Source organism: Xanthobacter tagetidis, from assembly GCF_003667445.1.
Lineage (GTDB): Bacteria > Pseudomonadota > Alphaproteobacteria > Rhizobiales > Xanthobacteraceae > Xanthobacter > Xanthobacter tagetidis.
On the sequence record NZ_RCTF01000001.1, the window covers coordinates 531,105 to 550,481 of the forward strand.

A 19,377-nucleotide genomic window follows, 5' to 3' on the forward strand; every position below is an offset into this window, starting at 1 on the left:
TCATGCGGCGCTCCCCTGGGCGAGGGGCGCGGCGAGCGCGCGGCGCGCCAGCATGTGGCTCCTGGGATCGTTCACCGAGCACACGGCGATCGGCCGCTCGCCCGCGAAATAGCGCACGCAGAACCGCCCGGCGGCGACGTCGCCCTCGGTCTCGGTGCGCTCGAAACCGTCCAGCAGGCCGGCGATCTGGAGCTTGGTGTCGTACTGGTCGGACCAGAACCACGGCACCGGATCGTAGGCGACGGCGCCGCCCAGCATGGACTTTGCCGCCGCCTTGGCCTGATCGATGGCGTTCTGCACGGATTCCAGGCGGATGCGCCGCCCGTAGAGCGCGCTCGGGAACGAGGCGACGTCCCCGGCGGCGAAGATGCAGGGGTCGGAGGTGCGCGCCGCCGCGTCCACCTTGATGCCGTTCTCGATGGCGAGGCCGGCTTCGGCCGCCAGCTCCACGTTCGGCACCGCGCCGACCGCCGAGAGCACGAGGTCCGCCGGCAGCACCGCGCCGGTGGAGAGCTCGACGCCGCTCACGCGATCCGTGCCGGTGAGGGTGGCGACGCCGGTGGCGGTCAGCACCCGCACGCCGTGGGCGAGCTGGAGGCCGGCGGCGTAGCGCGAAATGTCCTCGCAGGCGACGCGCGCCAGCACGCGCGGCTGGCCCTCCACCACGGTCACGTCGAGGCCCATCTTGTTGGCCTTCGCCGCGACTTCGAGGCCGATATAGCCGCCGCCGACGATGACCAGCTTCGCCCCCGCCTGCGCCGCCGCCCGGAAGCGGGCCACGTCGTCGATGGTGCGGATGGAGAACACGCCTTGAAGATCCGCCCCCGGCACCGGCAGGGCGCGGGCGCGGGTACCGGTGGCGATCAGCGCCCGCTCATAAGGGATGCGAATGCCGCCATCGGTCTCCACTGCCTTCTCGGCAGGCAGCAGGCGCACGGCGCGGGTGCCGAGGCGCACGTCGATGCCGCTGTCGGGATAGAAGTTCGGCGCCTTCAGCTCCAGCCGGTCGGCGCTCATCTCGCCGGCGAGGAAGGCCTTGGAGAGCGGCGGGCGCTGGTAGGGCAGATGGGTCTCGTCGCCGAGCATGACGATCTCGCCGCCATAGCCTTCCGCGCGGAGCGAGACGGCGGCCTGGGCGGCGGCCTGGCCGGCGCCGATGATGACGAAGGGCGCGCTCATTGGGCCGCCTCCTTCATCGCCGCGAGCTGCGCCTCGACGAAGTGGAGGCGGTCCTGGCCGAAATACACGTCCGCGCCGATGACATAAGTGGGCGAGCCGAACACGCCCTTCTCCACCGCCTCGGCGGTATAGGCCTCCACCAAGGCGGCGGTTTCCGGCGCCGCGGCGCGCTCGGCGAGCGCAAGGGCGTCGAGCCCGGCTTCGGCAGCGAGTTGGTAGAGCACCTCAGGGTCGGCGATCTGGAGGTCGCGCGCCCACACGGCGGCAAGGCAGGCGCCGATGAGGTCGGCGGGGTCCTCCCCGGCCGCGATGGCGGCGGCGATCAGGCGGCACGCGGGCAGGGTGTCGGTGGGCCAGAATTTCGGCTCGGTATTGATCGGGACGCCGGCGGCCTTGGCCCAGCGCACGATGTCCTGCTTGCGGTAGGCGTTGCGCTGGGGCGACTGCTTGGCCGGGGCGGTGGAGCCGCCCGCGGCGAACACCTTCATGATGTCCACGGGCCGCCACTGGATGGCGGCGCCGTGGGCGCGGGCGATGGCCCGCACGCGCGCGTGCCCCAGATAGGCATAGCCGGACTGGGGGCTGAAATAGCAGGTGATCTTGGGCACGGCGCGGCTCCTCCTTGCGCTTGTCAGGTCGCCGCCGGATGCCCCTCCTCGATCGGGAGGCTCGGGTCGCGCGACCACTCGTTCCAGGAGCCAAAGTACATCTTCACGTCCTTCACGCCCGCTTCCTTGAGCGCGAGGAAGGTGTTGGAGGCGCGCGCGCCCTTGAAGCAGTAGAGGTAGACCGGCGTCTCGGCGGTGATGCCGACGCTGGCGCACTCCGCCATGATCTCCGCCGAGGACTTGAAGCGCGGCCCCTCGGCGGTCGGCTTCATCATGCGGTACCACTCGATCCACCTGGCGCCGGGGATGCGGCCCTTGCGCGGGCAGAAATCCTTGCCGTAGGGCGAGGAGCTTTCGCCGATCCACTCGTCCACGTCGCGCACGTCGAGCTTGGCGATGGCCGGGTCGGAGACCGCCTCCAGCATCGCCTCCATATCGATGATGACCTCGCCCGCCGCCTCGTCCACCGGGAAGGCGGCCGCGCTAGGGGCCGGCGCCTCGGTGGAGAGCGGCAGGCCGGCGGCGGTCCAGGCGGCAAGGCCGCCGTGCAGCACCTTGACCTTGGGATAGCCGAGGAAGGTCAGCAGGAAATAGCCGCGGCACGACTGGCCGAAGCCGGAATTCATGGACTGCTCGTAGATCACCGCCGTCTCGCTACCGGACAGGCCCGCCTTGCCGAAGGCGTCGGCGAACTTGGCCTTCAGCTCGGCGAAGCCCTCGGGCGTCGAGGTGGCGAGATAGGTGAAGATCTCGTGCAGGTTCACCGCGCCGGGGATGTGGCCGGCGGCATAGGCATCGGGCGAACGGGTATCGATGATCACGGCGGGCGCGGCGGCCATCAGGTCGGAAAGCTCGGTCGGCGAAATGAGAACGGTCATGGTGATCCCCTCTCGGAAAACGAACGATTGCGGCTGGGAAGGCATTGTTGGCCGGGGCTTTGCGCCCCGTTTCGTCTGCCGGCGGGTCAGGCCGGAAGCTGGTCGAGCATCAGGCGCAGCTGCTTGGTGGCGGGCGTGACGATGGCGACGAAGTAGGATTCGCGCAGGCGCCGCTGGCAGCGGTGGGCGGCCACATAGCCGCGCGCGCCGCAATGGAGCATGGCCGCATTGGCCGCCGCGACGCTCGCATCCCCGGCGGCGAGGCGCGCCGCCACCACCCGGCGGAAGAAGCCGGGGGACGGGTCGTCCACGCTCGCGCAGAGCGCCGCGACCTCCGCTTCCAGCGCCTCGATCTCGTTCGCGAGATCGGACGCCTGCATGGGCAGATAGCGGTTCACGTGGCCGAGCGGTCCGTCCACTTCGCCCATCATGGCGAGGCAGTCGCGCATCAGGCCGAACGCCATGCCGGCCTGGAGCAGGATGAAGCCGGCGCGCATCTTCTTCACGAACGGCATGGCCTCGTGCGCCAGCACCAGGTCGTCGGGGATGAACAGGTCGCGCACCTGCACGGCGTAGGTGCCGGTGCCGTCCATGGCGAGAAACGGCTCGCAGGGCTTGAGCGTCACCGCCGGGTCGGCGCAGTCGATCAGCGCCATCACCGGCTGGCCCTCGCGGCCCTCCAGCGCGAACACGGCGCCGAAAAAGTGGTCCGGGCCGAGGTTCGACACCCACGGCAGCAGGCCCTTGACCCGGTAGCCGCCCTCGACGCGGGTGCCGCGCAGCTTCAGCGTCTCGATGCCGAAGAACGACTTCATGGGATTGGACAGGCCGGTGCCGCCGAGCACCTCGCCGCTGACCACCTTCGGCAGCAGGCGCGCGCGCAGCGCGGCGTTGTCCGACATCATCAGGTACCAGGCGAGCGTGTTCTGGCACCACGCCATGAAGCCGGTGGAGACGCAGGTCTGCGCCATGGTCGTCATGGCGGCGACGGCATCGTTCAGCGCGCCGCCCGCCCGGGCATGCAGGCCGAACGCGCCGGCGGCCGCGAAGCGGCGCAGGATGTCGCCGGGATACGCGCCCTCGTCGATGGCGCGCGCGGCCGGCGCGAGGTCGGACGCGCAGATGCGGGCCACCTCGGTGAGCACCTCGGCGGGCGAGGCTTCAGCCGGGATCGCGGACGCGGAAGGGGCGAGGGTCGTGGCGAGCATGCGGATCTCTCCAGGTTCGGCAGGCGGCCGGCCGGGGGGCCGGCCGCACTCTCTCGGCAAGCCTCAGCCCAGCGCCACTTCCAGGTTCACCGGGCGCACGAAGGTGTTGGCAACGGGCGACCACTTGGTGACGTGGGAGATCAGGGCCTCCACGTCCTCCTTCGGCACGCCGTCGCATTCCATGTCGACCTTGACGCGCACGTCGGTGAAGCCGACCGGCTTCTCGCTCACGTCCCCGGTGCCCCACACGGCGGTGATGTTGAGGTCACCTTCGAGCTGGAGCTCCAGCTTGCGCACGGTCCAGCCGCGATGCACCGCATTGGCGTGCAGGCCCACCGCGAGGCAGGAGCCGAGAGCGGCGAGCGAGGCCTCGGACGGGTTCGGCGCGGTGTCGTCGCCCAGCAGGCCCGGCGGCTCGTCGACGATGTAGGGGGCGAGGTTGCGGATATAGTTGGCGTGCCGGAAGCGGCCCTCGGCCACGGTCTTGCACTTCAGGGTCTTGATGACCTTGGGGTCCGCCTTGCCGGCCGCGATGAGCTTCTCAAGGCCGTCCTTGTCGATGGGGGCGAGGCAGCCGGTGGGCGCGGTCTGCTCCGGCATGAGGCAGCCCGTGAGGGCGGTCTGGGGTGCTGACATCTCGATCTCCTTGGGCGCGTCTAAAGACAGACCGGTCTGTCTAATGCAGAGACCATGCCAAGCCGACCGCACTGACGCGCGGACATGTCGGATCGGCGAATTTCCATGGTATCGGCTGGATTTGAGGCTCGCGGCGCCCGCGGAAATCCGGCATGATCCTCGCATGAATCAGTCAGACAGGTCTGTCTTTCTGCCTACCGATCGGGCATCAAGGCGGTCCGCAGTCAAAAATTGCCCGCGGAACGGGCAGGACGACACCGAGACAGTGGGTCCAGGCAGATGACGGTCACCTTCAATCCCCACAAGGCCAGGAGCACCCCGCAGGAGGGCGCCGACGCCTCCGCACGCCAGCGCCTGATCGAGGCAGCCACGCGGCTGTTCTGCCAGTACGGCATCACGGCCGTGGGGGTGGATGCGGTGGTGGCCGAGGCCGGCACCGCCAAGGCGACGCTCTACAAGACGTTCGGTTCCAAGGAAAAGCTGGTGGAAGCGGTGCTGGAGCGCGAGGGCCAGGCCTGGCGCGACTGGTTCCTCGGCGAGCTGGCGCGGGGCGAGGCGGCGCCGGTGGCGCGCCTCAGGCGCATCTTCCCGGTGCTGCGGCAGTGGTTCTGCGACGACGCCTTCTTCGGCTGCCCCTTCATCAATGCGGTGGCGGAGACCGACAAGCGCGACGACCGCATGCGCCAGATCGCCCTTGCCCACAAGAAGGTGGTGCTGGAGACCCTCGGCAAGCTGGCCGAGGAGGCGGGGGCGCGCGATCCCGGCGGGCTTGCCCACCAATTGGGCCTGCTCATCGACGGGGCGATCGTCGCCGCCATGATCACCAAGGACGCGAACGTCGCCTTGCTGGCGGGCGAGACCGCGGACGCGCTGCTGCGCCCACTCGCCGCCGAGGCCGCCTGAGCTTCGACCAACAGCGCGTTCCGCGCCCCGGACGCCTGTGCTATCAGCGGGTCAGCGGCCCCTCGAACCCCACCGGGCAGACATTCCAGGAGCTTCATGTCGAGCGCCAAGCGCGGCCGGGCGACGAACACGGCGCAGACCGCGGGACCGGAGCACGCCACCCCCAACGCGCCCCCGCACGCCGGCCGGGCGGAGCATGCCGTCAAGGTGGAGCTGACCGCCGTGCTGGTGGCGGTGGCCGGGGGCGAGCCGCGGGTGATGACGCTCGACGAGGGCCGCGCGCTGCCTTCCGGCCCGTTCGAGCTGGCGCACCGCTCGCTCCAGGCGGGACTGCGCGACTGGGTGGAGCAGCAGACCCACCACCCGCTCGGCTATGTGGAGCAGCTCTACACCTTTGCCGACAAGGACCGCACCGGCTTCGCCGGCCCGGACCGCTCCGGCGGGGAAAGCGAGGCGCGCACCATCTCCATCTCCTATCTCGGCCTCACCCGCGAGCGCGAGCCGTCCGAGGGCGGGTGGCGCTCCTGGTACGACTATTTCCCTTGGGAGGACCACCGCGCCGGCGCGCCGGCGGTGATCGGCAAGGTGATCGCGCCGCGCCTCCACGAATGGGCGCAGGCCGAGAAAGGGCCGAAGCGCGCCGAGCGGCTGGAGCGGGCGCGCGTGACCTTCGCCCTCGACGGCCACGCCTGGAACGACGAACTGGCACTGCAGCGCTACGAACTGCTCTATGAGGCCGGCCTTGTGGCGGAGAGCTGCCGCAGCGGCGCCAAGCCGGGCGAGGTACTGCCCGGCGAGGCGCTGGCCGGGCGCGCCATGTTCGCCGACCACCGGCGCATCCTCGCCACCGGCATCGCCCGCCTCAGGGCCAAGATCAAGTATCGCCCGGTGGTGTTCGAGCTGATGCCGCCCACCTTCACGCTGCTGCAGCTCCAGCGCTGCGTGGAGGCGCTGGCGGGGCGTGCTGTGCACAAGCAGAATTTCCGCCGCCTCGTCGAGCAGCAGGAACTGGTGGAGGAGACCGGCGCCACCACCTCGGAAGCCGTTGGCCGGCCTGCGAAACTCTTCCGCTTCCGCCACGGCGTCGTGGCCGAGCGGGCGGTGGCGGGCACGAAAGTTCCTCTCACACGCACTTGACAGGGATTATGCTCAGGATAAGCATATGCTGGATATATGCTCAATGTGAGTATAGTTATGATGCTCGCGCTTCCCGACAGTTTCGCCCGCACCCAGGCGCTCTATGAGAAGGTCCGCCGCGTGGTGCCGCCCACCGACTGGGCGCTGTTCGCCGACGACGTGGAGGCGATCTGGCGCCTGAAGCGCGAACGCAATGCGGTGATCCTCGCCCACAACTACCAGACCCCGGAAATCTTCCACGGCGTCGCCGACATCGTCGGCGACAGCCTGGCTCTGGCGCGCGAGGCGGTGACGGCAGAAGCCGACGTGATCGTGCTCGCCGGCGTCTACTTCATGGCCGAGACGGCGAAGCTGCTGAACCCGTCCAAGACGGTGCTGATCCCGGACGCCGGGGCCGGCTGCTCGCTCGCCGATTCCATCACCCCCGCCGACGTCCGCCTGATGCGGCTCGCCCATCCCGGCGTGCCGGTGATCGCCTATGTCAACACGTCCGCCGCAGTGAAGGCGGAAGTGGACATCTGCTGCACCTCGGGCAACGCGAAGAAGATCGTGGAAGGCCTCGGCGTGCCGAAGGTCATCATGCTGCCGGACCAGTACCTGGCGAAGAACGTCGCGGCCGAGACCGACGTCGAGATCATCGCCTGGGCCGGCCAGTGCGAGGTCCACGAGCGCTTCACCGCGCAGGACGTGCGCGAATTGCGCGCCGGCCATCCGGGCGTCACCGTGCTGGTGCATCCCGAATGCCCGCCGGACGTGGTGGCGGAGGCCGATTTCGCCGGCTCCACCGCCGCCATGGCCGACTTCGTGGGCGACAGGCGCCCGGCGCGCGTGGTGCTGCTCACCGAATGCTCCATGAGCGACAACGTCGCCGTGAAGTATCCCGACATCGACTTCGTGCGCCCCTGCAACCTCTGCCCGCACATGAAGAAGATCACGCTCAAGAACATCCGCGCGGCGCTGGAGGACAATCTCCACGAGGTCACCATCGACCCCGCGCTCGCCGAGCGCGCCCGCGCCTCGGTCACGCGGATGCTGGCGCTGTGACCGCGGTCGCGGGCGGCGCAGCGTTCGCCGATCTCGCCGGCCGGCCGGTGGTGGTGGGAAGCGGCCTCGCCGGGCTCGCCACCGCTTTGTTCCTCGCACCCGAAAAGGTGGTGCTGGTCACCAAGGCGCCGCTCGGCGAGCTCGCCTCCAGCCCCTGGGCGCAAGGCGGCCTTGCCGCAGCCCTCGGCGAGGACGACGACGCCGGACTGCACCTTGAGGACACGCTCGCCGCCGGCGACGGGCTGGTGGACGCGGCCGCCGCGCGGCGCATCCTCTCCCGCGCCAAGGACGCGGTGGCCGACCTCATGGACCTCGGCGCGCGCTTCGACCGCGACATCCACGGCCGCATCGCGCTCGGGCTGGAGGCGGCCCACAGCCGCCGCCGCATCGCCCATGCGGCGGGCGACGGCACCGGGCGCGAGCTGGTGCGGGCGCTCGCCGCCGCCGTGCGCCGCACCCCCTCCGTCACGGTGATCGAGCACGCCGAGGCGCGCCGCCTCCTGGTGGCGGACGGCCGCATCGCCGGCCTGCTGGCGGAAGGCCCGAAGGGCGGCTTCGTGCTGGAGACCGCGCGCGTCGCGCTCGCCACCGGAGGCCTCGGCGGGCTGTTCGCCGACACCACCAATCCCCCCGCCTCCTTCGGCCAGGGCCTCGCCCTCGCTGCGCGCGCAGGCGCGGTGCTGCGCGACATGGAGATGGTGCAGTTCCATCCCACCGCTCTGGCGGTGGGCCGCGCCGGTTCGGGCGGCCTGCCGCTGGTCAGCGAGGCGGTGCGCGGGGAAGGCGCGCTCTTGGTGAACGACCACGGCGAACGCTTCCTCGCCGGCACGCCCGGCGCCGAACTGGCGCCGCGCGACGTGGTGGCCCGCGCGGTGTGGGCCGAGCTTGAAGCCGGTCGGCAGGTCTATCTCGATGCCCGCACCAGCCTCGGGCCGCGCTTCGCGGCGCGCTTTCCCGCCGTGGCCGCCTTGTGCCAGGCGTCGGGGCTCGACCCGGCGCGCGACCTCCTGCCGATCCGTCCCGCGGCGCACTACCATATGGGCGGCGTCGAGGTGGACGGCGCCGGCCGCAGCTCGGTTCCCGGGCTGTGGGCGGTGGGCGAGGTCGCCTCCACCGGGCTCCACGGCGCCAACCGGCTCGCCAGCAATTCGCTGCTGGAGGCGGTGGTGTGCGCCCGCGAGGCGGCAACGAGCATGGCCAGTGCCCCCGCTTCGGCGCCGCGGCCACGCCCGGAACCGGCGGCCGCGCCCCGGCCCGGCGCCGAAGCCGTGCGGCCCGTCCTGTCGCGCCATCTCGGCGTGGCGCGCGACGGCGACGGCCTCGCCTGCGCCGCCGCGCGTCTGCTGCCGCTCGCCGAGAGTGCGGGTCCGGACTGCGATGCCGCGCTCGTCGGCCTCGTCATGGCGCTCGCCGGCCTGGAGCGGCGCGAAAGCCGCGGCGCCCACTGGCGCACCGATCACCTCCGCCGCGCCGCGGAGGCGCGCCATACCCGCCTCACCCTCGATGCCGCCCTGAGCGCCGCCCGCGCCCACGCCGCGCTCGCGCTCTCGCACTGAAGGCCTGCCGCCATGAACGCCCACATGAATGCCCATATCACCGCCCCCCTCGCCTCCCGCACGCTCTCCCCGCTCCCCGCCATCATGGTCGAGCCGATCGTGCGCATGGCGCTGCTGGAGGATCTCGGCCGCGCCGGCGACCTCACCTCAGATGCCGTGGTGCCCGCCGGCGCGCGCGCCCGCGCCGAGCTGCGCGCCCGGCAGGCGGGCGTGCTCGCCGGCCTCGACGCCGCCCGCCTCGCCTTCACGCTGATGGATGACGCAGTCGCCTTCACCCCCGCCACGCGCGACGGCGACGCGCTGGCGCCGGGCGCGCTGGTCGCGACCGTGGAGGGGCCGGCGCGCGCCATCCTCACCGCCGAGCGCACCGCGCTGAACCTCTTGTGCCGCCTTTCGGGCATCGCCAGCGCCACCGCCGGGCTGGTGGAGGCGGTGAAGGGCCACAAGGCGGCCATCGCCTGCACCCGCAAGACCACGCCCGGCCTGCGCGCGCTGGAGAAATACGCGGTGCGCGCCGGCGGCGGCTCCAACCACCGCTTCGGCCTCGACGACGCGGTGCTGGTGAAGGACAACCACATCGCCATCGCCGGCGGCATCCGCCCCGCTTATGAGCGCCTGCGCGCCCAGGTGGGCCACATGGTGAAGATCGAGATCGAGGTGGACACCCTCGCCCAGCTCGAAGAGCTGCTTCCGCTCAAGGTGGACGCGGTTCTGCTCGACAACATGACGCCCGAGACGCTGGCGCAGGCGGTGAAGATGGTGGACGGCCGCATGCTCACCGAGGCCTCCGGCCGGGTGACCCGCGAGAGCGCCCCGGCCATTGCCGCCAGCGGGGTGGACCTGATCTCGGTGGGCTGGCTCACCCACAGCGCGCCGATCCTCGACCTCGGGCTCGACTTCGCGGATTGAGGGCACGGCGGACCGGGTGCACTTGATCCAGTCGGTTGCCTTCGGTGGGTGCTTCCCTAAAGTCGCCCGGTCCAATGCGCCGAACCGGCGCGGTACCGCCCCGGAGGGAGACGACATGCTCAAGCGCATCCTGGTTCTGCTCGGCGAATCGGCCCCCTCGGTGGCGGCGCGCGCCTTTGCCTTCCGCCAGGCGCGGTCGAGCGGGGCGAGCCTGTCGGGCCTCGCCGGCATCGACCTCGCCGCGCTGCGCTTGCCCACCCTCGGCCGGGCCGGCACCGCCTCCTTCCAGATCAAGCTGGAGCAGGGCATGCGCGCGGATGCCGATGCCGGGCAGGTGCGCCTCCATGCGGCCTTCGAGGCCGAATGCGCCCGCAACGGGATGCCGCTGGACTGGCTCTCCTTCGAGGGCGATCCCATGGAGGCGCTGGTGGCCGCTTCCGAGACCCGCGACATGCTGGTGACCGGCAGCGACACCGCATTCCAGGGCACGCTCTCCACGCCGCTTCCCGACCTGCTCTCATCGCTCCTCGCCAAGACGCCGCGACCGGTGGTGGTCTGCGGCGACGAGGCGACGGAAGGTGTGGGGAACCTGATCGCCTATGACGGCAGCCTGCCGGCCATGCGGGCGCTGCAGATGTTCGTGCTGCTCGGCACCGGCCGCGGCCAGCCGGCGCAGGTGGTGAGCATCGATCCGAGCCGCGAGCAGGCGGCCCGGATGGCGGTCGCCGCCGGCGCCTATCTGCGCGCCCACGGCTATGAGGCGAGCGAACTGCCGCTGGCGACCCGCGCCGACCCCTCCGAGGTGCTGCGGCTGGAGGCGGAGGCGCACAAGGCCAACACCCTGGTCATGGGCAGCTACGGCCGTCACGGGCTGAAGGAGATGCTGTTCGGCTCCAGCACCGTGAAGCTGGTGGAGAACCCGCCCTGCCCGCTGTTCATCTATCACTGACGGCCGCGGCGCAGGACGCCCCGCGCGCAGAAGCGACGCGGGCCGGAATGCCCGGCCTCCCGGCCCGTTGCCCGCTTGACGCCTGCGCGCGCCATATCTCCCGACGGACCACGCGGCCCCGGCAGGGGCTTTGCATCGGCGCGAACCCGTGCGAAGCAGGGGCATTGATGTCCGGGTGCCGCCCGGCCCGCCTTATTGCCAGCACGGCGGCAGCCCGAGGGAGACGACGATGCCCGACGTGACCGAAGACCTCGTGCGCAGCGCCCTCGCCAAGGTGCGCACGCCCGAAGGCGTGCCGCTTTCCGCCTCGCCGGCGCTCGCCGGCATCGTGGTCACCAGCGGCAAGGTCTATCTGTCGATCAATATCGACGAGGCCCAGGCGCGGGCGTGGGAAAACGTGCGCGGGGAGGCCGAGGCGGCGGCGCGCAGCGTGCCCGGCGTGACCTCGGCTCTGGTGGCGCTCACTGCCGAGCGCAAGGCCGCGGCCCGCCCCGGCCCGCCGCCGCCCGCTCCCGGCGCGCCGGCGCCCGGCCGCGCCATCGAGGTGCCGGGCGTCAAGTCCATCATCGCCGTCGCCTCCGGCAAGGGCGGCGTCGGCAAGTCGACGCTCTCCATCAACCTCGCGCTCGGCCTGCGCGACCTCGGCCTGAAGGTCGGCCTGCTCGACGCCGACATCTACGGCCCCTCGGTGCCGCGTCTGTCGGGAGTCGCCCAGAAGCCCGAGCTGGTGGACGGCAAGACCATGCTGCCGCTGGAGAATTTCGGGCTCCAGCTGATGTCCATCGGGTTCCTCGTGGAGGAGGAGACGCCGATGATCTGGCGTGGGCCCATGGTCATGTCCGCCATCTCGCAGATGCTGCGCGAGGTGAAGTGGGGGCCGCTCGACGTGCTGGTGGTGGACATGCCGCCCGGCACCGGCGATGCCCAGCTCACCATGGCGCAGCAGGTGAACCTCACCGGCGCGGTGATCGTCTCCACGCCCCAGGACCTCGCCTTGATCGACGCCCGGCGCGGCGTCGCCATGTTCCAGCGCGTGAACGTGCCGATCCTCGGCGTGGTGGAGAACATGGCCTATTTCGTGTGCCCGCACTGCGGCGGGCGCTCGGAGATCTTCGGCCATGGCGGCGCGCACCAGGAGGCGGACAAGCTCGGCGTGCCGTTCCTCGGCGAGATCCCGCTGCACATGCGCATCCGCGAGATGTCGGATGCCGGCCTGCCGGTGCTGGTGGCGGACCCGCAGAGCGCCGAGGCCGGCGCCTACCGCGCGGTGGCGCGCGAGGTGAAGGCGGCGATCGAGCGCGCCAGCGGATCGGCCCGCAAGGCTCCCCGCATCGTGATCGAATAGGCGCAGCGGGCGCGCCTCTACGACTAAGGTTGTACCGGCACGCATGCTTCCCTATCGGGGACGGGCGCACTAGAAGTGTGGGATGCCGCCCGCCCGCGCGTCCTGCGCCCGCGTGCGCGGCCAAAATCGTCTAGGGAGCCTCCCTTCATGAAACGCCGTGAATTCCTCACCGCCGCCACCGCGGGCGTCGCCGCTTCCTCGGTCGCCATGCCCGCCATCGCGCAGTCCGCGCCGGAAGTGAAGTGGCGCTGCACCTCGTCCTTCCCGAAGTCGCTCGACACCATCTACGGCGCCGCCGAGCTGATGGCGAAGACCGTCTCCGAGCTGACCGACGGCAAGTTCCAGATCCGCGTGTTCGCGGCGGGCGAGATCGTGCCCGGCCTGCAGGCGCTGGACGCGACGCAGAACAACACCGTCGAGATGTGCCACTCGGCGTCCTATTATTACGTCGGCAAGGACCCCACCTTCGGCATGGGAACCGCCATCCCGTTCGCCCTGAACACCCGGCAGATGAATGCCTGGTTCCTGTTCGGCAACGGCCTGACGCTGATGAACGAGTTCTACAAGGACTACAACGTCACCATGCTGCCGGGCGGCAACACCGGCGGGCAGATGGGCGGCTGGTTCCGCAAGGAGATCAAGACCGTCGCCGACCTCAACGGCCTGAAGATGCGCATCGCCGGCATGGGCGGCCAGGTGATGGCCAAGCTCGGCGTGGTGCCGCAGCAGCTCGCCGGCGGCGACATCTACCCGGCGCTGGAGAAGGGCACCATCGACGCCGCCGAGTGGGTCGGCCCCTATGACGACGAGAAGCTCGGCCTCTTCAAGGTGGCCAAGTATTACTACTATCCCGGCTGGTGGGAAGGCTGCGCGGCCCTCAACTTCTTCTTCAACACCGCGCAGTGGAACAGCTTGCCGCCGCTCTACCAGCACGCCCTCACCGCCGCCTGCGCGCGCGCCAACGAGAGCATGCTGGCGAGCTACGACGCCAAGAACCCGGTTGCCATCCAGAGCCTCGTGAAGAGCGGCACCCAGCTGCGCCGCTATCCCAATGACGTGATGGACGCGGCCTACAAGGCGTCGCACGAGATCTACGAGAAGCTGTCGACCGAGAACCCCAAGTTCGGCAAGGTGTGGAACGACCTCAAGGCATTCCGCAACAACGCCTACACCTGGTGGCAGATCGCCGAGTTCAACTACGACGACTACATGGTGCGCGCCCGCTCGCGCGGCTGACGCCCCTGACCGCACGCGTCGAAGCGGCCCCGGAGCACGTGCTCCGGGGCCGCTTTCGTTCCGTCCGCCGCAGGTTACGGGCGCGCCTGGTTCTTGCCGCCCTCGATCGCGCCGCCGCTATGGGCGTCGGGACGCGCGGGGGTCGAGGGGCGCGGGTTGACCGAACCCGTCGGGTTCATGTCCGTCCCGCCGCTGGCGCCCGGCGTCGCCTGGTTCTTGCCGGCCTCGACGGCACCGCCGGAGTGCCCGCTCGGCCGCTGGGCGGTGTTCGGGATCGGATTGGCCGGCGCGGCGCTCGGATCGACTGCGCTGCCACCCGGCGTCGCCTGGGTGCGGCCGCCTTCCATCGCCGGTCCGGTGGAGGTGTTGGCATTGGGCTTCGACTGCGCCATGGCCATGCCGGCGCTGGCGATGAGAACGGTGCCTGCCACGAGAAGACGTTTCATTCCTCGGCTCCCTTGCTGGTGATGCATGGTCAACACCGCAGCGGCCGGATGGTTCGCGTGAGCGCGGCCATGGGCCGGCGCGAGCGGCGCTTGATCCGCGGGCGCCGCGAAACTAGGGTCGCGCCGCGCGTGACCGCGCGCCGGCGCCTGCCGTCCCCGTTTTGCCGCCGACCTGCCGGCGGACGACCACCGCGAGCACCATGACCGACCCCGCCCTGCCGCCGCACATGCGGCCCGACCGCTCCTTCCAGGCCCTGCTGCTGACGCTTCAGCGCTTCTGGGCGGACCAGGGCTGCGTCATCCTCCAGCCCTACGACATGGAGGTGGGCGCGGGCACGTTCCATCCGGCGACCACGCTGCGCGCGCTCGGTCCCCGGCCCTGGAAGGCGGCCTATGTGCAGCCCTCGCGCCGGCCCAAGGACGGGCGATACGGCGAGAACCCCAACCGGCTGCAGCATTATTACCAGTTCCAGGTGATCCTGAAGCCGTCGCCCGAGAACCTGCAGGAGCTGTACCTCAAGTCCCTGGAGGCCATCGGCATTGACCTGAGGCTGCACGACGTGCGCTTCGTGGAGGACGACTGGGAGAGCCCGACGCTGGGCGCCTGGGGCCTCGGCTGGGAGTGCTGGTGCGACGGCATGGAGGTTTCGCAGTTCACCTATTTCCAGCAGGTTGCGGGCTTCGAGTGCGCCCCCGTCGCAGGCGAATTGACCTATGGCCTGGAGCGCCTCGCCATGTATGTGCAGGGGGTCGAGAACGTCTACGACCTCAATTTCAACGGCCGCGAGGGCGACGAGAAGACCACCTATGGCGACGTCTTCCTCCAGGCCGAGCAGGAATATTCCCGGCACAATTTCGAGGCGGCGGACACCGACATGCTGTTCGAGCAGTTCCGCATGGCCGAGGCCGCCTGCCGCAAATACCTCGCCTTCGGCGACAAGGGCGACACCCACCAGATGGTGCTGCCCGCCTACGACCAGTGCATCAAGGCCTCGCACGTCTTCAACCTGCTGGACGCGCGCGGCGTGATCTCCGTCACCGAGCGCCAGAGCTACATCCTGCGCGTGCGCGAACTGGCCAAGGCCTGCGGCGCCGCCTGGCTGAAGACCGATGCAGGCGGGAGGGAAGCGGCATGAGCGGCGCCCGCACCCTGCTCCAGATGGCCGGCGCGCCGGCACGCACGCCGGACCTCGCCCGCGCGGCCCTCGTCGTCATCGACGCCCAGCGCGAATATGTGGATGGCCTCGTGCCGCTCGCCGGCATCGCCCCCGCGCTGGACGCACTGGGCCGCGTGCTCCAAGCCGCCCGCGCCGCGGGCGCGCCGGTGATCCATGTGGCCCATCGCGGCAAGGCCGGTTCCGGCGGGCCGTTCGACCCCGAGGGCCAGGGCTTCGGCTTCGCCGCCCCGGCTCTGCCCGCGCCCGGCGAGGCGGTGGTGGAGAAGGGGCTGCCGAACGCCTTTGCCGGCACAACCCTCATCGACCTGCTGCGCGCGACCGGCCGCGGCGAGATCGTCTTTGCCGGCTTCATGACCCATATGTGCGTCAGCGCCACGGCGCGGGCGGCGCTCGACCTCGGCTTCGCCTCGTTCGTCGTCGGCGATGCCTGCGCCACCCGCGCCTTGCCGGACCCGCTGGGCGGCGCCGACATCCCGGCGGAGCAGGTGCACCGCACGGCGCTCGCCGAGATCGCCGACCGCTTCGCCTTCGTGGTGCGCGCCGACGCCCTGCGCTGAGGGCGGCGGCGCCCTCGACGCGGGGGCGCAAACGCACTAGAGCACGGCCAGAACCTTTGCCCGCCTGCGCCCCGCGCGCCGGCCCGCCGATAAGGCGACGAGCCCGAGACCATGCCCGACCTTCTGCTTGAACTCTTCTCCGAGGAAATTCCCGCCCGCATGCAGGCGCAGGCGGCGGAGGCGCTGCGCAAGCTCGTCACCGACAAGCTGGTGGAGCGCGGCCTCATCTATGAGGGCGCCAAGGCCTTCGTGACGCCGCGCCGCCTCGCGCTCTCGGTGCACGGCCTGCCGGGCCGGCAGGCGGACCAGAAGGAGGAGAAGAAGGGTCCGCGCGTCGGCGCGCCCGAGGCCGCGCTCCAGGGCTTCCTGAAGGGCGCGGGGCTTTCCTCCATCGATCAGGCGACGATCCAGAGCGACCCGAAGAAGGGCGACTTCTACGTCGCCGTGATCGAGAAGAAGGGCCTGCCGACGCCCGACGTGATCGCCGAGATCATCCCCGAGATCGTGCGCAGCTTCCCCTGGCCGAAATCCATGCGCTGGGGGCCGGACAGCGCGAAGCCGGGTTCGCTCAAGTGGGTGCGCCCGCTGCACTCCATCGTCGCGACCTTCGGCGCCGAGGGCGACGAGCCGGAGGTGGTGCATTTCTCGGTGGACGGCATCGAGGCCTCCAACGTCACGCGCGGGCACCGCTTCATGGCGCCGGCGCCGTTCACGGTGAAGCGGCTCGACGACTGGATGGCGAAGCTGGAAGCCGCCAAGGTGGTGGCCGACCGCGACCGCCGCAAGCAGATCATCCTCAACGACGCCAAGGACCTCGCGCTCGCCGCCGGGCTGGAGCTGGTGGAGGACGAGGGCCTTCTGGACGAGGTGTGCGGCCTGGTGGAATGGCCCGTGGTGCTCATGGGGTCGTTCGAAGAGCGCTTCCTCGACATCCCCGACGAGGTGATCCGCGCCACCATCCGCGCCAACCAGAAGTGCTTCGTGCTGAGGAACCCCGAGACGGGCCGCCTCGCCAACCGCTTCCTGCTGGTGTCGAACCTCGTCGCCAGCGACGGCGGCAAGGCCATCGTCGCCGGCAACGAGCGGGTGATCCGGGCGCGGCTGTCGGATGCGAAATTCTTCTGGGACACGGACCGGGTGAACGGCCTCGCCAGCCGCCTGCCGAAGTTCGCGCACATCACCTTTCACGAGAAGCTGGGCTCGCAGGCCGAGCGCATCGAGCGCATCCGCCGCCTCGCGGTGGAACTGGCGCCGAAGGTCGGCGCGCCGGCGGCTCTGGCCGAGGAGGCCGCCCTGGTGGCCAAGGCGGATTTGCTCACGGAAGTGGTGGGCGAGTTCCCCGAGCTTCAGGGCCTCATGGGCCGCTATTACGCCGAGGGCGAGAAGCTGCCCCCCGAGGTCGCCGCCGCCTGCGAGGATCACTACAAGCCGCAGGGGCCGAACGACCGCGTGCCCACCGCGCCGGTCTCCGTGGCGGTGGCGCTGGCGGACAAGATCGACACCCTGGTCGGCTTCTGGGCCATCGACGAGAAGCCGACCGGGAGCAAGGACCCTTATGCGCTGCGTCGGGCGGCGCTGGGGGTGATCCGGATTGTGCTGGAGAATGGACTCAAGTTGAGGTTGCGAGAAACTATTTTAGAGGCCGGAGAAATTTTCCGCCTTTGGAAAATTAATAGCTATTTTAATTTTGATAACAATATACGTGTTCCATACGTCTTGAATTCAAGAGGAGATTATTCCGTTATTCCTGAATACGCTTCAGATGGCATCGGATTCAGCGATTGGCCTTTTATACACGCGGCTAGCACTGATTTGGATATTTTCGATGAAATATTTTCAGCCAAGGCTTTTAAGGTTGAAAAAAATGGCAATCTTTATCTTGAAGTTGTGAAAAATCCCGACACTGTTTCTCGTGTATTTTCATGGAGTAATCTAGACTCTGACCTCCTCGCCTTCTTCGCCGACCGCCTCAAGGTCTATCTCCGTGACCGCGGCGCGCGGCACGACCTTGTGGATGCCGTCTTCGCCCTCGAAGGGCAGGACGATCTGCTGCTGGTGGTGCGCCGCGTGGAGGCGCTGGGCCGCTTCCTCGACACCGAGGACGGGAAGACCCTGCTGGCCGGCTATCGCCGCGCGGTGAACATCCTGCGCATCGAGGAGAAGAAGGACGGCCGCGCCTTCACCGGCCCCACCAATGCCGCGCTGCTCAAGGAGCCGGCCGAGGAGCACCTCGCCGCCGCCATCGAGGACGTGAAGGCGCGCGTGACCAAGGCCGTGGCGGCGGAGGACTTCGCCGCCGCCATGACCGCGCTCGCCGATCTGCGCGCCCCGGTGGACGCCTTCTTCGACGCCGTCACGGTGAACGACAAGGATGCAGCCCTGCGCGAGAACCGCCTGAAGCTCCTGGACGAAATCCGCGCCGCCACCCGTACCATCGCCGACTTCGACCTGATCCAGGGCTGACGTCCCCCCGCGCGGCCGGCCCGCCGGCATCGCATCGCTGCCGCCGCCCTCCCGCGCCCCGTCGCCCTCCGGCTTGACCGGAGGGCCCATTCTGCGGCCAGGCGCGCCGTGGGGAGGGTGCGATGGATGCTCCGATCAAGTCGGAGCATGACGGCAGCTTTTCAGGCCGCCTTGGGACCCGATTGCGCGCGCCCCCACCCTTTTCACCGCCGTCATCCCCCGGCTTGTCCGGGGGATCCACGCCGCGTCCGGGCCGGCGCTTCGTCTGCGCGACTCCCGCTCGCGGCCCGGTGGATGCCCCGGACAAGCCGGGGCATGACGGCGGTTGAAGGTTCCTCGTGTGGGGCTTCCGCCTTGCGCGTCCACCCTCCCTGCCGTCGCCCTCCGGCTTGACCGGAGGGCCCATTCGGCGACCGGGCGCGTCTTGGGGAGGGTGCAATGGATGCTCCGATCAAGTCGGAGCATGACGGCAGCTTTTCAGGCCGCCGTGGGACCCGATCGCGCGCGCCCCCCGTCTTTTCACCACCGTCATCCCCCGGCTTGACCGGAGGGCCCATTCGGCGACCGGGCGCGTCTTGGGGGGGCGCAACGGATGCTCCGATCAAGTCGGAGCATGACGGCAGTTTAGCGGGGCCGCCGTGGGACCCGGTTGCGCGCGCCCCCACTCATTTCACCACCGTCATCCCCCGGCTTGTCCGGGGGATCCACGCCGCGTCCGGGCCGGCGATTCATTTTTAGGACGCCCGCTCGCGGCCCGGTGGATGCCCCGGACAAGCCGGGGCATGACGGCGGTTGAAGGTTCCTCGTGTGGGGCTTCCGCCTTGCGCGTCCACCCTCCCTGCCGTCGCCCACCGGCTTGACCGGAGGGCCCATTCGGCGACCGGGCGCGTCTTGGGGAGGGTGCAATGGATGCTCCGATCAAGTCGGAGCACGACGGCAGCTTTTCAGGCCGCCGTGGGACCCGATTGCGCGCGCCCCCCTCTTCTCACCGCCGTCATCCCCCGGCTTGTCCGGGGGATCCACGCCGCGTCCGGGCCGGCGATTCATTTTTAGGACGCCCGCTCGCGGCCCGGTGGATGCCCCGGACAAGCCAGGGCATGACGGCGGTTGGGGGGAAGTCCGTGGGATCCGCGTCGGGGGTTTCA

The 19,377-nt window shown here is 70.2% G+C and carries 17 protein-coding genes; 11 read left to right on the forward strand and 6 right to left on the reverse strand.

The features are described from left to right. The 5 genes from D9R14_RS02495 to D9R14_RS02515 form a co-directional block, all read right to left on the reverse strand. Window positions 1–1,179 carry an NAD(P)/FAD-dependent oxidoreductase gene (locus tag D9R14_RS02495; protein WP_121621691.1) on the reverse strand — a complete coding sequence of 393 codons (1,179 nt, stop codon included), beginning with the start codon at window positions 1,177–1,179 and terminating at the stop codon, window positions 1–3. Further along, window positions 1,176–1,787: a 2-hydroxychromene-2-carboxylate isomerase gene (locus tag D9R14_RS02500; RefSeq protein ID WP_170168453.1), complete on the reverse strand. Its 612-nt coding sequence runs from the start codon at window positions 1,785–1,787 to the stop codon at window positions 1,176–1,178. Before D9R14_RS02500 ends, D9R14_RS02495 begins: the two co-directional genes overlap by 4 nt. 23 nt (window positions 1,788–1,810) lie before the next feature. Beyond that, entirely contained in the window at window positions 1,811–2,665 is an 855-nt protein-coding gene (locus D9R14_RS02505; protein WP_121621693.1) for a sulfurtransferase, read from the reverse strand. An 86-nt stretch (window positions 2,666–2,751) separates the two neighbouring features. Next, window positions 2,752–3,873: an acyl-CoA dehydrogenase family protein gene (locus D9R14_RS02510; protein WP_121621694.1), complete on the reverse strand. Its 1,122-nt coding sequence runs from the start codon at window positions 3,871–3,873 to the stop codon at window positions 2,752–2,754. A 63-nt stretch (window positions 3,874–3,936) separates the two neighbouring features. After that, window positions 3,937–4,509, reverse strand: a complete 573-nt coding sequence (locus D9R14_RS02515) for an OsmC family protein (protein ID WP_210210792.1) — start codon at window positions 4,507–4,509, stop codon at window positions 3,937–3,939. Window positions 4,510–4,788: 279 nt separating this feature from the next. Between D9R14_RS02515 and D9R14_RS02520 the strand changes: the two genes are divergently transcribed. The 8 genes from D9R14_RS02520 (at window position 4,789) to D9R14_RS02555 (ending at window position 13,588) form a co-directional block, all read left to right on the forward strand. Then, on the forward strand, window positions 4,789–5,412 hold the full coding sequence (locus tag D9R14_RS02520; RefSeq protein WP_121621695.1) for a TetR/AcrR family transcriptional regulator: 624 nt from the start codon (window positions 4,789–4,791) through the stop codon (window positions 5,410–5,412). A gap of 96 nt (window positions 5,413–5,508) precedes the next feature. Continuing rightward, on the forward strand, window positions 5,509–6,549 hold the full coding sequence (locus D9R14_RS02525; RefSeq protein ID WP_245420489.1) for an NUDIX hydrolase: 1,041 nt from the start codon (window positions 5,509–5,511) through the stop codon (window positions 6,547–6,549). A gap of 60 nt (window positions 6,550–6,609) precedes the next feature. Beyond that, window positions 6,610–7,593, forward strand: a complete 984-nt coding sequence (nadA, locus tag D9R14_RS02530) for a quinolinate synthase NadA (RefSeq protein WP_121621808.1) — start codon at window positions 6,610–6,612, stop codon at window positions 7,591–7,593. Continuing rightward, entirely contained in the window at window positions 7,590–9,149 is a 1,560-nt protein-coding gene (locus D9R14_RS02535; RefSeq protein WP_121621696.1) for an L-aspartate oxidase, read from the forward strand. The genes nadA and D9R14_RS02535 overlap by 4 nt, the downstream gene beginning before the upstream one ends. A 12-nt stretch (window positions 9,150–9,161) precedes the next feature. Continuing rightward, window positions 9,162–10,058 carry a carboxylating nicotinate-nucleotide diphosphorylase gene (gene nadC / locus D9R14_RS02540; protein WP_245420491.1) on the forward strand — a complete coding sequence of 299 codons (897 nt, stop codon included), beginning with the start codon at window positions 9,162–9,164 and terminating at the stop codon, window positions 10,056–10,058. A 115-nt stretch (window positions 10,059–10,173) separates the two neighbouring features. Then, window positions 10,174–11,007 carry a universal stress protein gene (locus D9R14_RS02545; protein ID WP_121621697.1) on the forward strand — a complete coding sequence of 278 codons (834 nt, stop codon included), beginning with the start codon at window positions 10,174–10,176 and terminating at the stop codon, window positions 11,005–11,007. Window positions 11,008–11,236: 229 nt separating this feature from the next. Next, on the forward strand, window positions 11,237–12,352 hold the full coding sequence (locus D9R14_RS02550) for an Mrp/NBP35 family ATP-binding protein (RefSeq protein WP_121621698.1): 1,116 nt from the start codon (window positions 11,237–11,239) through the stop codon (window positions 12,350–12,352). A gap of 147 nt (window positions 12,353–12,499) precedes the next feature. Next, entirely contained in the window at window positions 12,500–13,588 is a 1,089-nt protein-coding gene (locus tag D9R14_RS02555) for a TRAP transporter substrate-binding protein (protein WP_121621699.1), read from the forward strand. A 74-nt stretch (window positions 13,589–13,662) separates the two neighbouring features. On the opposite strand, the gene D9R14_RS02560 is transcribed toward D9R14_RS02555, so the two are convergent. After that, entirely contained in the window at window positions 13,663–14,034 is a 372-nt protein-coding gene (locus tag D9R14_RS02560; RefSeq protein ID WP_121621700.1) for a hypothetical protein, read from the reverse strand. Between the two features lie 200 nt (window positions 14,035–14,234). Here D9R14_RS02560 and D9R14_RS02565 point away from each other — a divergent pair, with 200 nt between their 5' ends. The 3 genes from D9R14_RS02565 (at window position 14,235) to glyS (ending at window position 18,232) form a co-directional block, all read left to right on the forward strand. Beyond that, complete coding sequence (locus tag D9R14_RS02565; protein ID WP_121621701.1) at window positions 14,235–15,170, forward strand: glycine--tRNA ligase subunit alpha; 936 nt, start codon at window positions 14,235–14,237, stop codon at window positions 15,168–15,170. Further along, window positions 15,167–15,769: a cysteine hydrolase family protein gene (locus D9R14_RS02570; protein WP_121621702.1), complete on the forward strand. Its 603-nt coding sequence runs from the start codon at window positions 15,167–15,169 to the stop codon at window positions 15,767–15,769. The genes D9R14_RS02565 and D9R14_RS02570 overlap by 4 nt, the downstream gene beginning before the upstream one ends. Before the next feature lie 111 nt (window positions 15,770–15,880). Then, entirely contained in the window at window positions 15,881–18,232 is a 2,352-nt protein-coding gene (gene glyS, locus D9R14_RS02575; RefSeq protein WP_121621703.1) for a glycine--tRNA ligase subunit beta, read from the forward strand. Window positions 18,233–19,377: the final 1,145 nt, after the last annotated feature.

Excerpts from the sequence above, each read along its gene's own strand:
- D9R14_RS02495 (WP_121621691.1), bottom strand. The coding sequence starts at position 1,179 with ATGAGCGCGCCCTTCGTCATCATCGGCGCCGGCCAGGCCGCCGCCCAG.
- D9R14_RS02505 (WP_121621693.1), bottom strand. The coding sequence starts at position 2,665 with ATGACCGTTCTCATTTCGCCGACCGAGCTTTCCGACCTGATGGCCGCC.
- D9R14_RS02510 (WP_121621694.1), bottom strand. The coding sequence starts at position 3,873 with ATGCTCGCCACGACCCTCGCCCCTTCCGCGTCCGCGATCCCGGCTGAA.
- D9R14_RS02515 (WP_210210792.1), bottom strand. The coding sequence starts at position 4,509 with ATGTCAGCACCCCAGACCGCCCTCACGGGCTGCCTCATGCCGGAGCAG.
- D9R14_RS02520 (WP_121621695.1), top strand. The coding sequence starts at position 4,789 with ATGACGGTCACCTTCAATCCCCACAAGGCCAGGAGCACCCCGCAGGAG.
- D9R14_RS02525 (WP_245420489.1), top strand. The coding sequence starts at position 5,509 with ATGTCGAGCGCCAAGCGCGGCCGGGCGACGAACACGGCGCAGACCGCG.
- nadA (WP_121621808.1), top strand. The coding sequence starts at position 6,610 with ATGCTCGCGCTTCCCGACAGTTTCGCCCGCACCCAGGCGCTCTATGAG.
- nadC (WP_245420491.1), top strand. The coding sequence starts at position 9,162 with ATGAACGCCCACATGAATGCCCATATCACCGCCCCCCTCGCCTCCCGC.
- D9R14_RS02545 (WP_121621697.1), top strand. The coding sequence starts at position 10,174 with ATGCTCAAGCGCATCCTGGTTCTGCTCGGCGAATCGGCCCCCTCGGTG.
- D9R14_RS02550 (WP_121621698.1), top strand. The coding sequence starts at position 11,237 with ATGCCCGACGTGACCGAAGACCTCGTGCGCAGCGCCCTCGCCAAGGTG.
- D9R14_RS02555 (WP_121621699.1), top strand. The coding sequence starts at position 12,500 with ATGAAACGCCGTGAATTCCTCACCGCCGCCACCGCGGGCGTCGCCGCT.
- D9R14_RS02560 (WP_121621700.1), bottom strand. The coding sequence starts at position 14,034 with ATGAAACGTCTTCTCGTGGCAGGCACCGTTCTCATCGCCAGCGCCGGC.
- D9R14_RS02565 (WP_121621701.1), top strand. The coding sequence starts at position 14,235 with ATGACCGACCCCGCCCTGCCGCCGCACATGCGGCCCGACCGCTCCTTC.
- D9R14_RS02570 (WP_121621702.1), top strand. The coding sequence starts at position 15,167 with ATGAGCGGCGCCCGCACCCTGCTCCAGATGGCCGGCGCGCCGGCACGC.
- glyS (WP_121621703.1), top strand. The coding sequence starts at position 15,881 with ATGCCCGACCTTCTGCTTGAACTCTTCTCCGAGGAAATTCCCGCCCGC.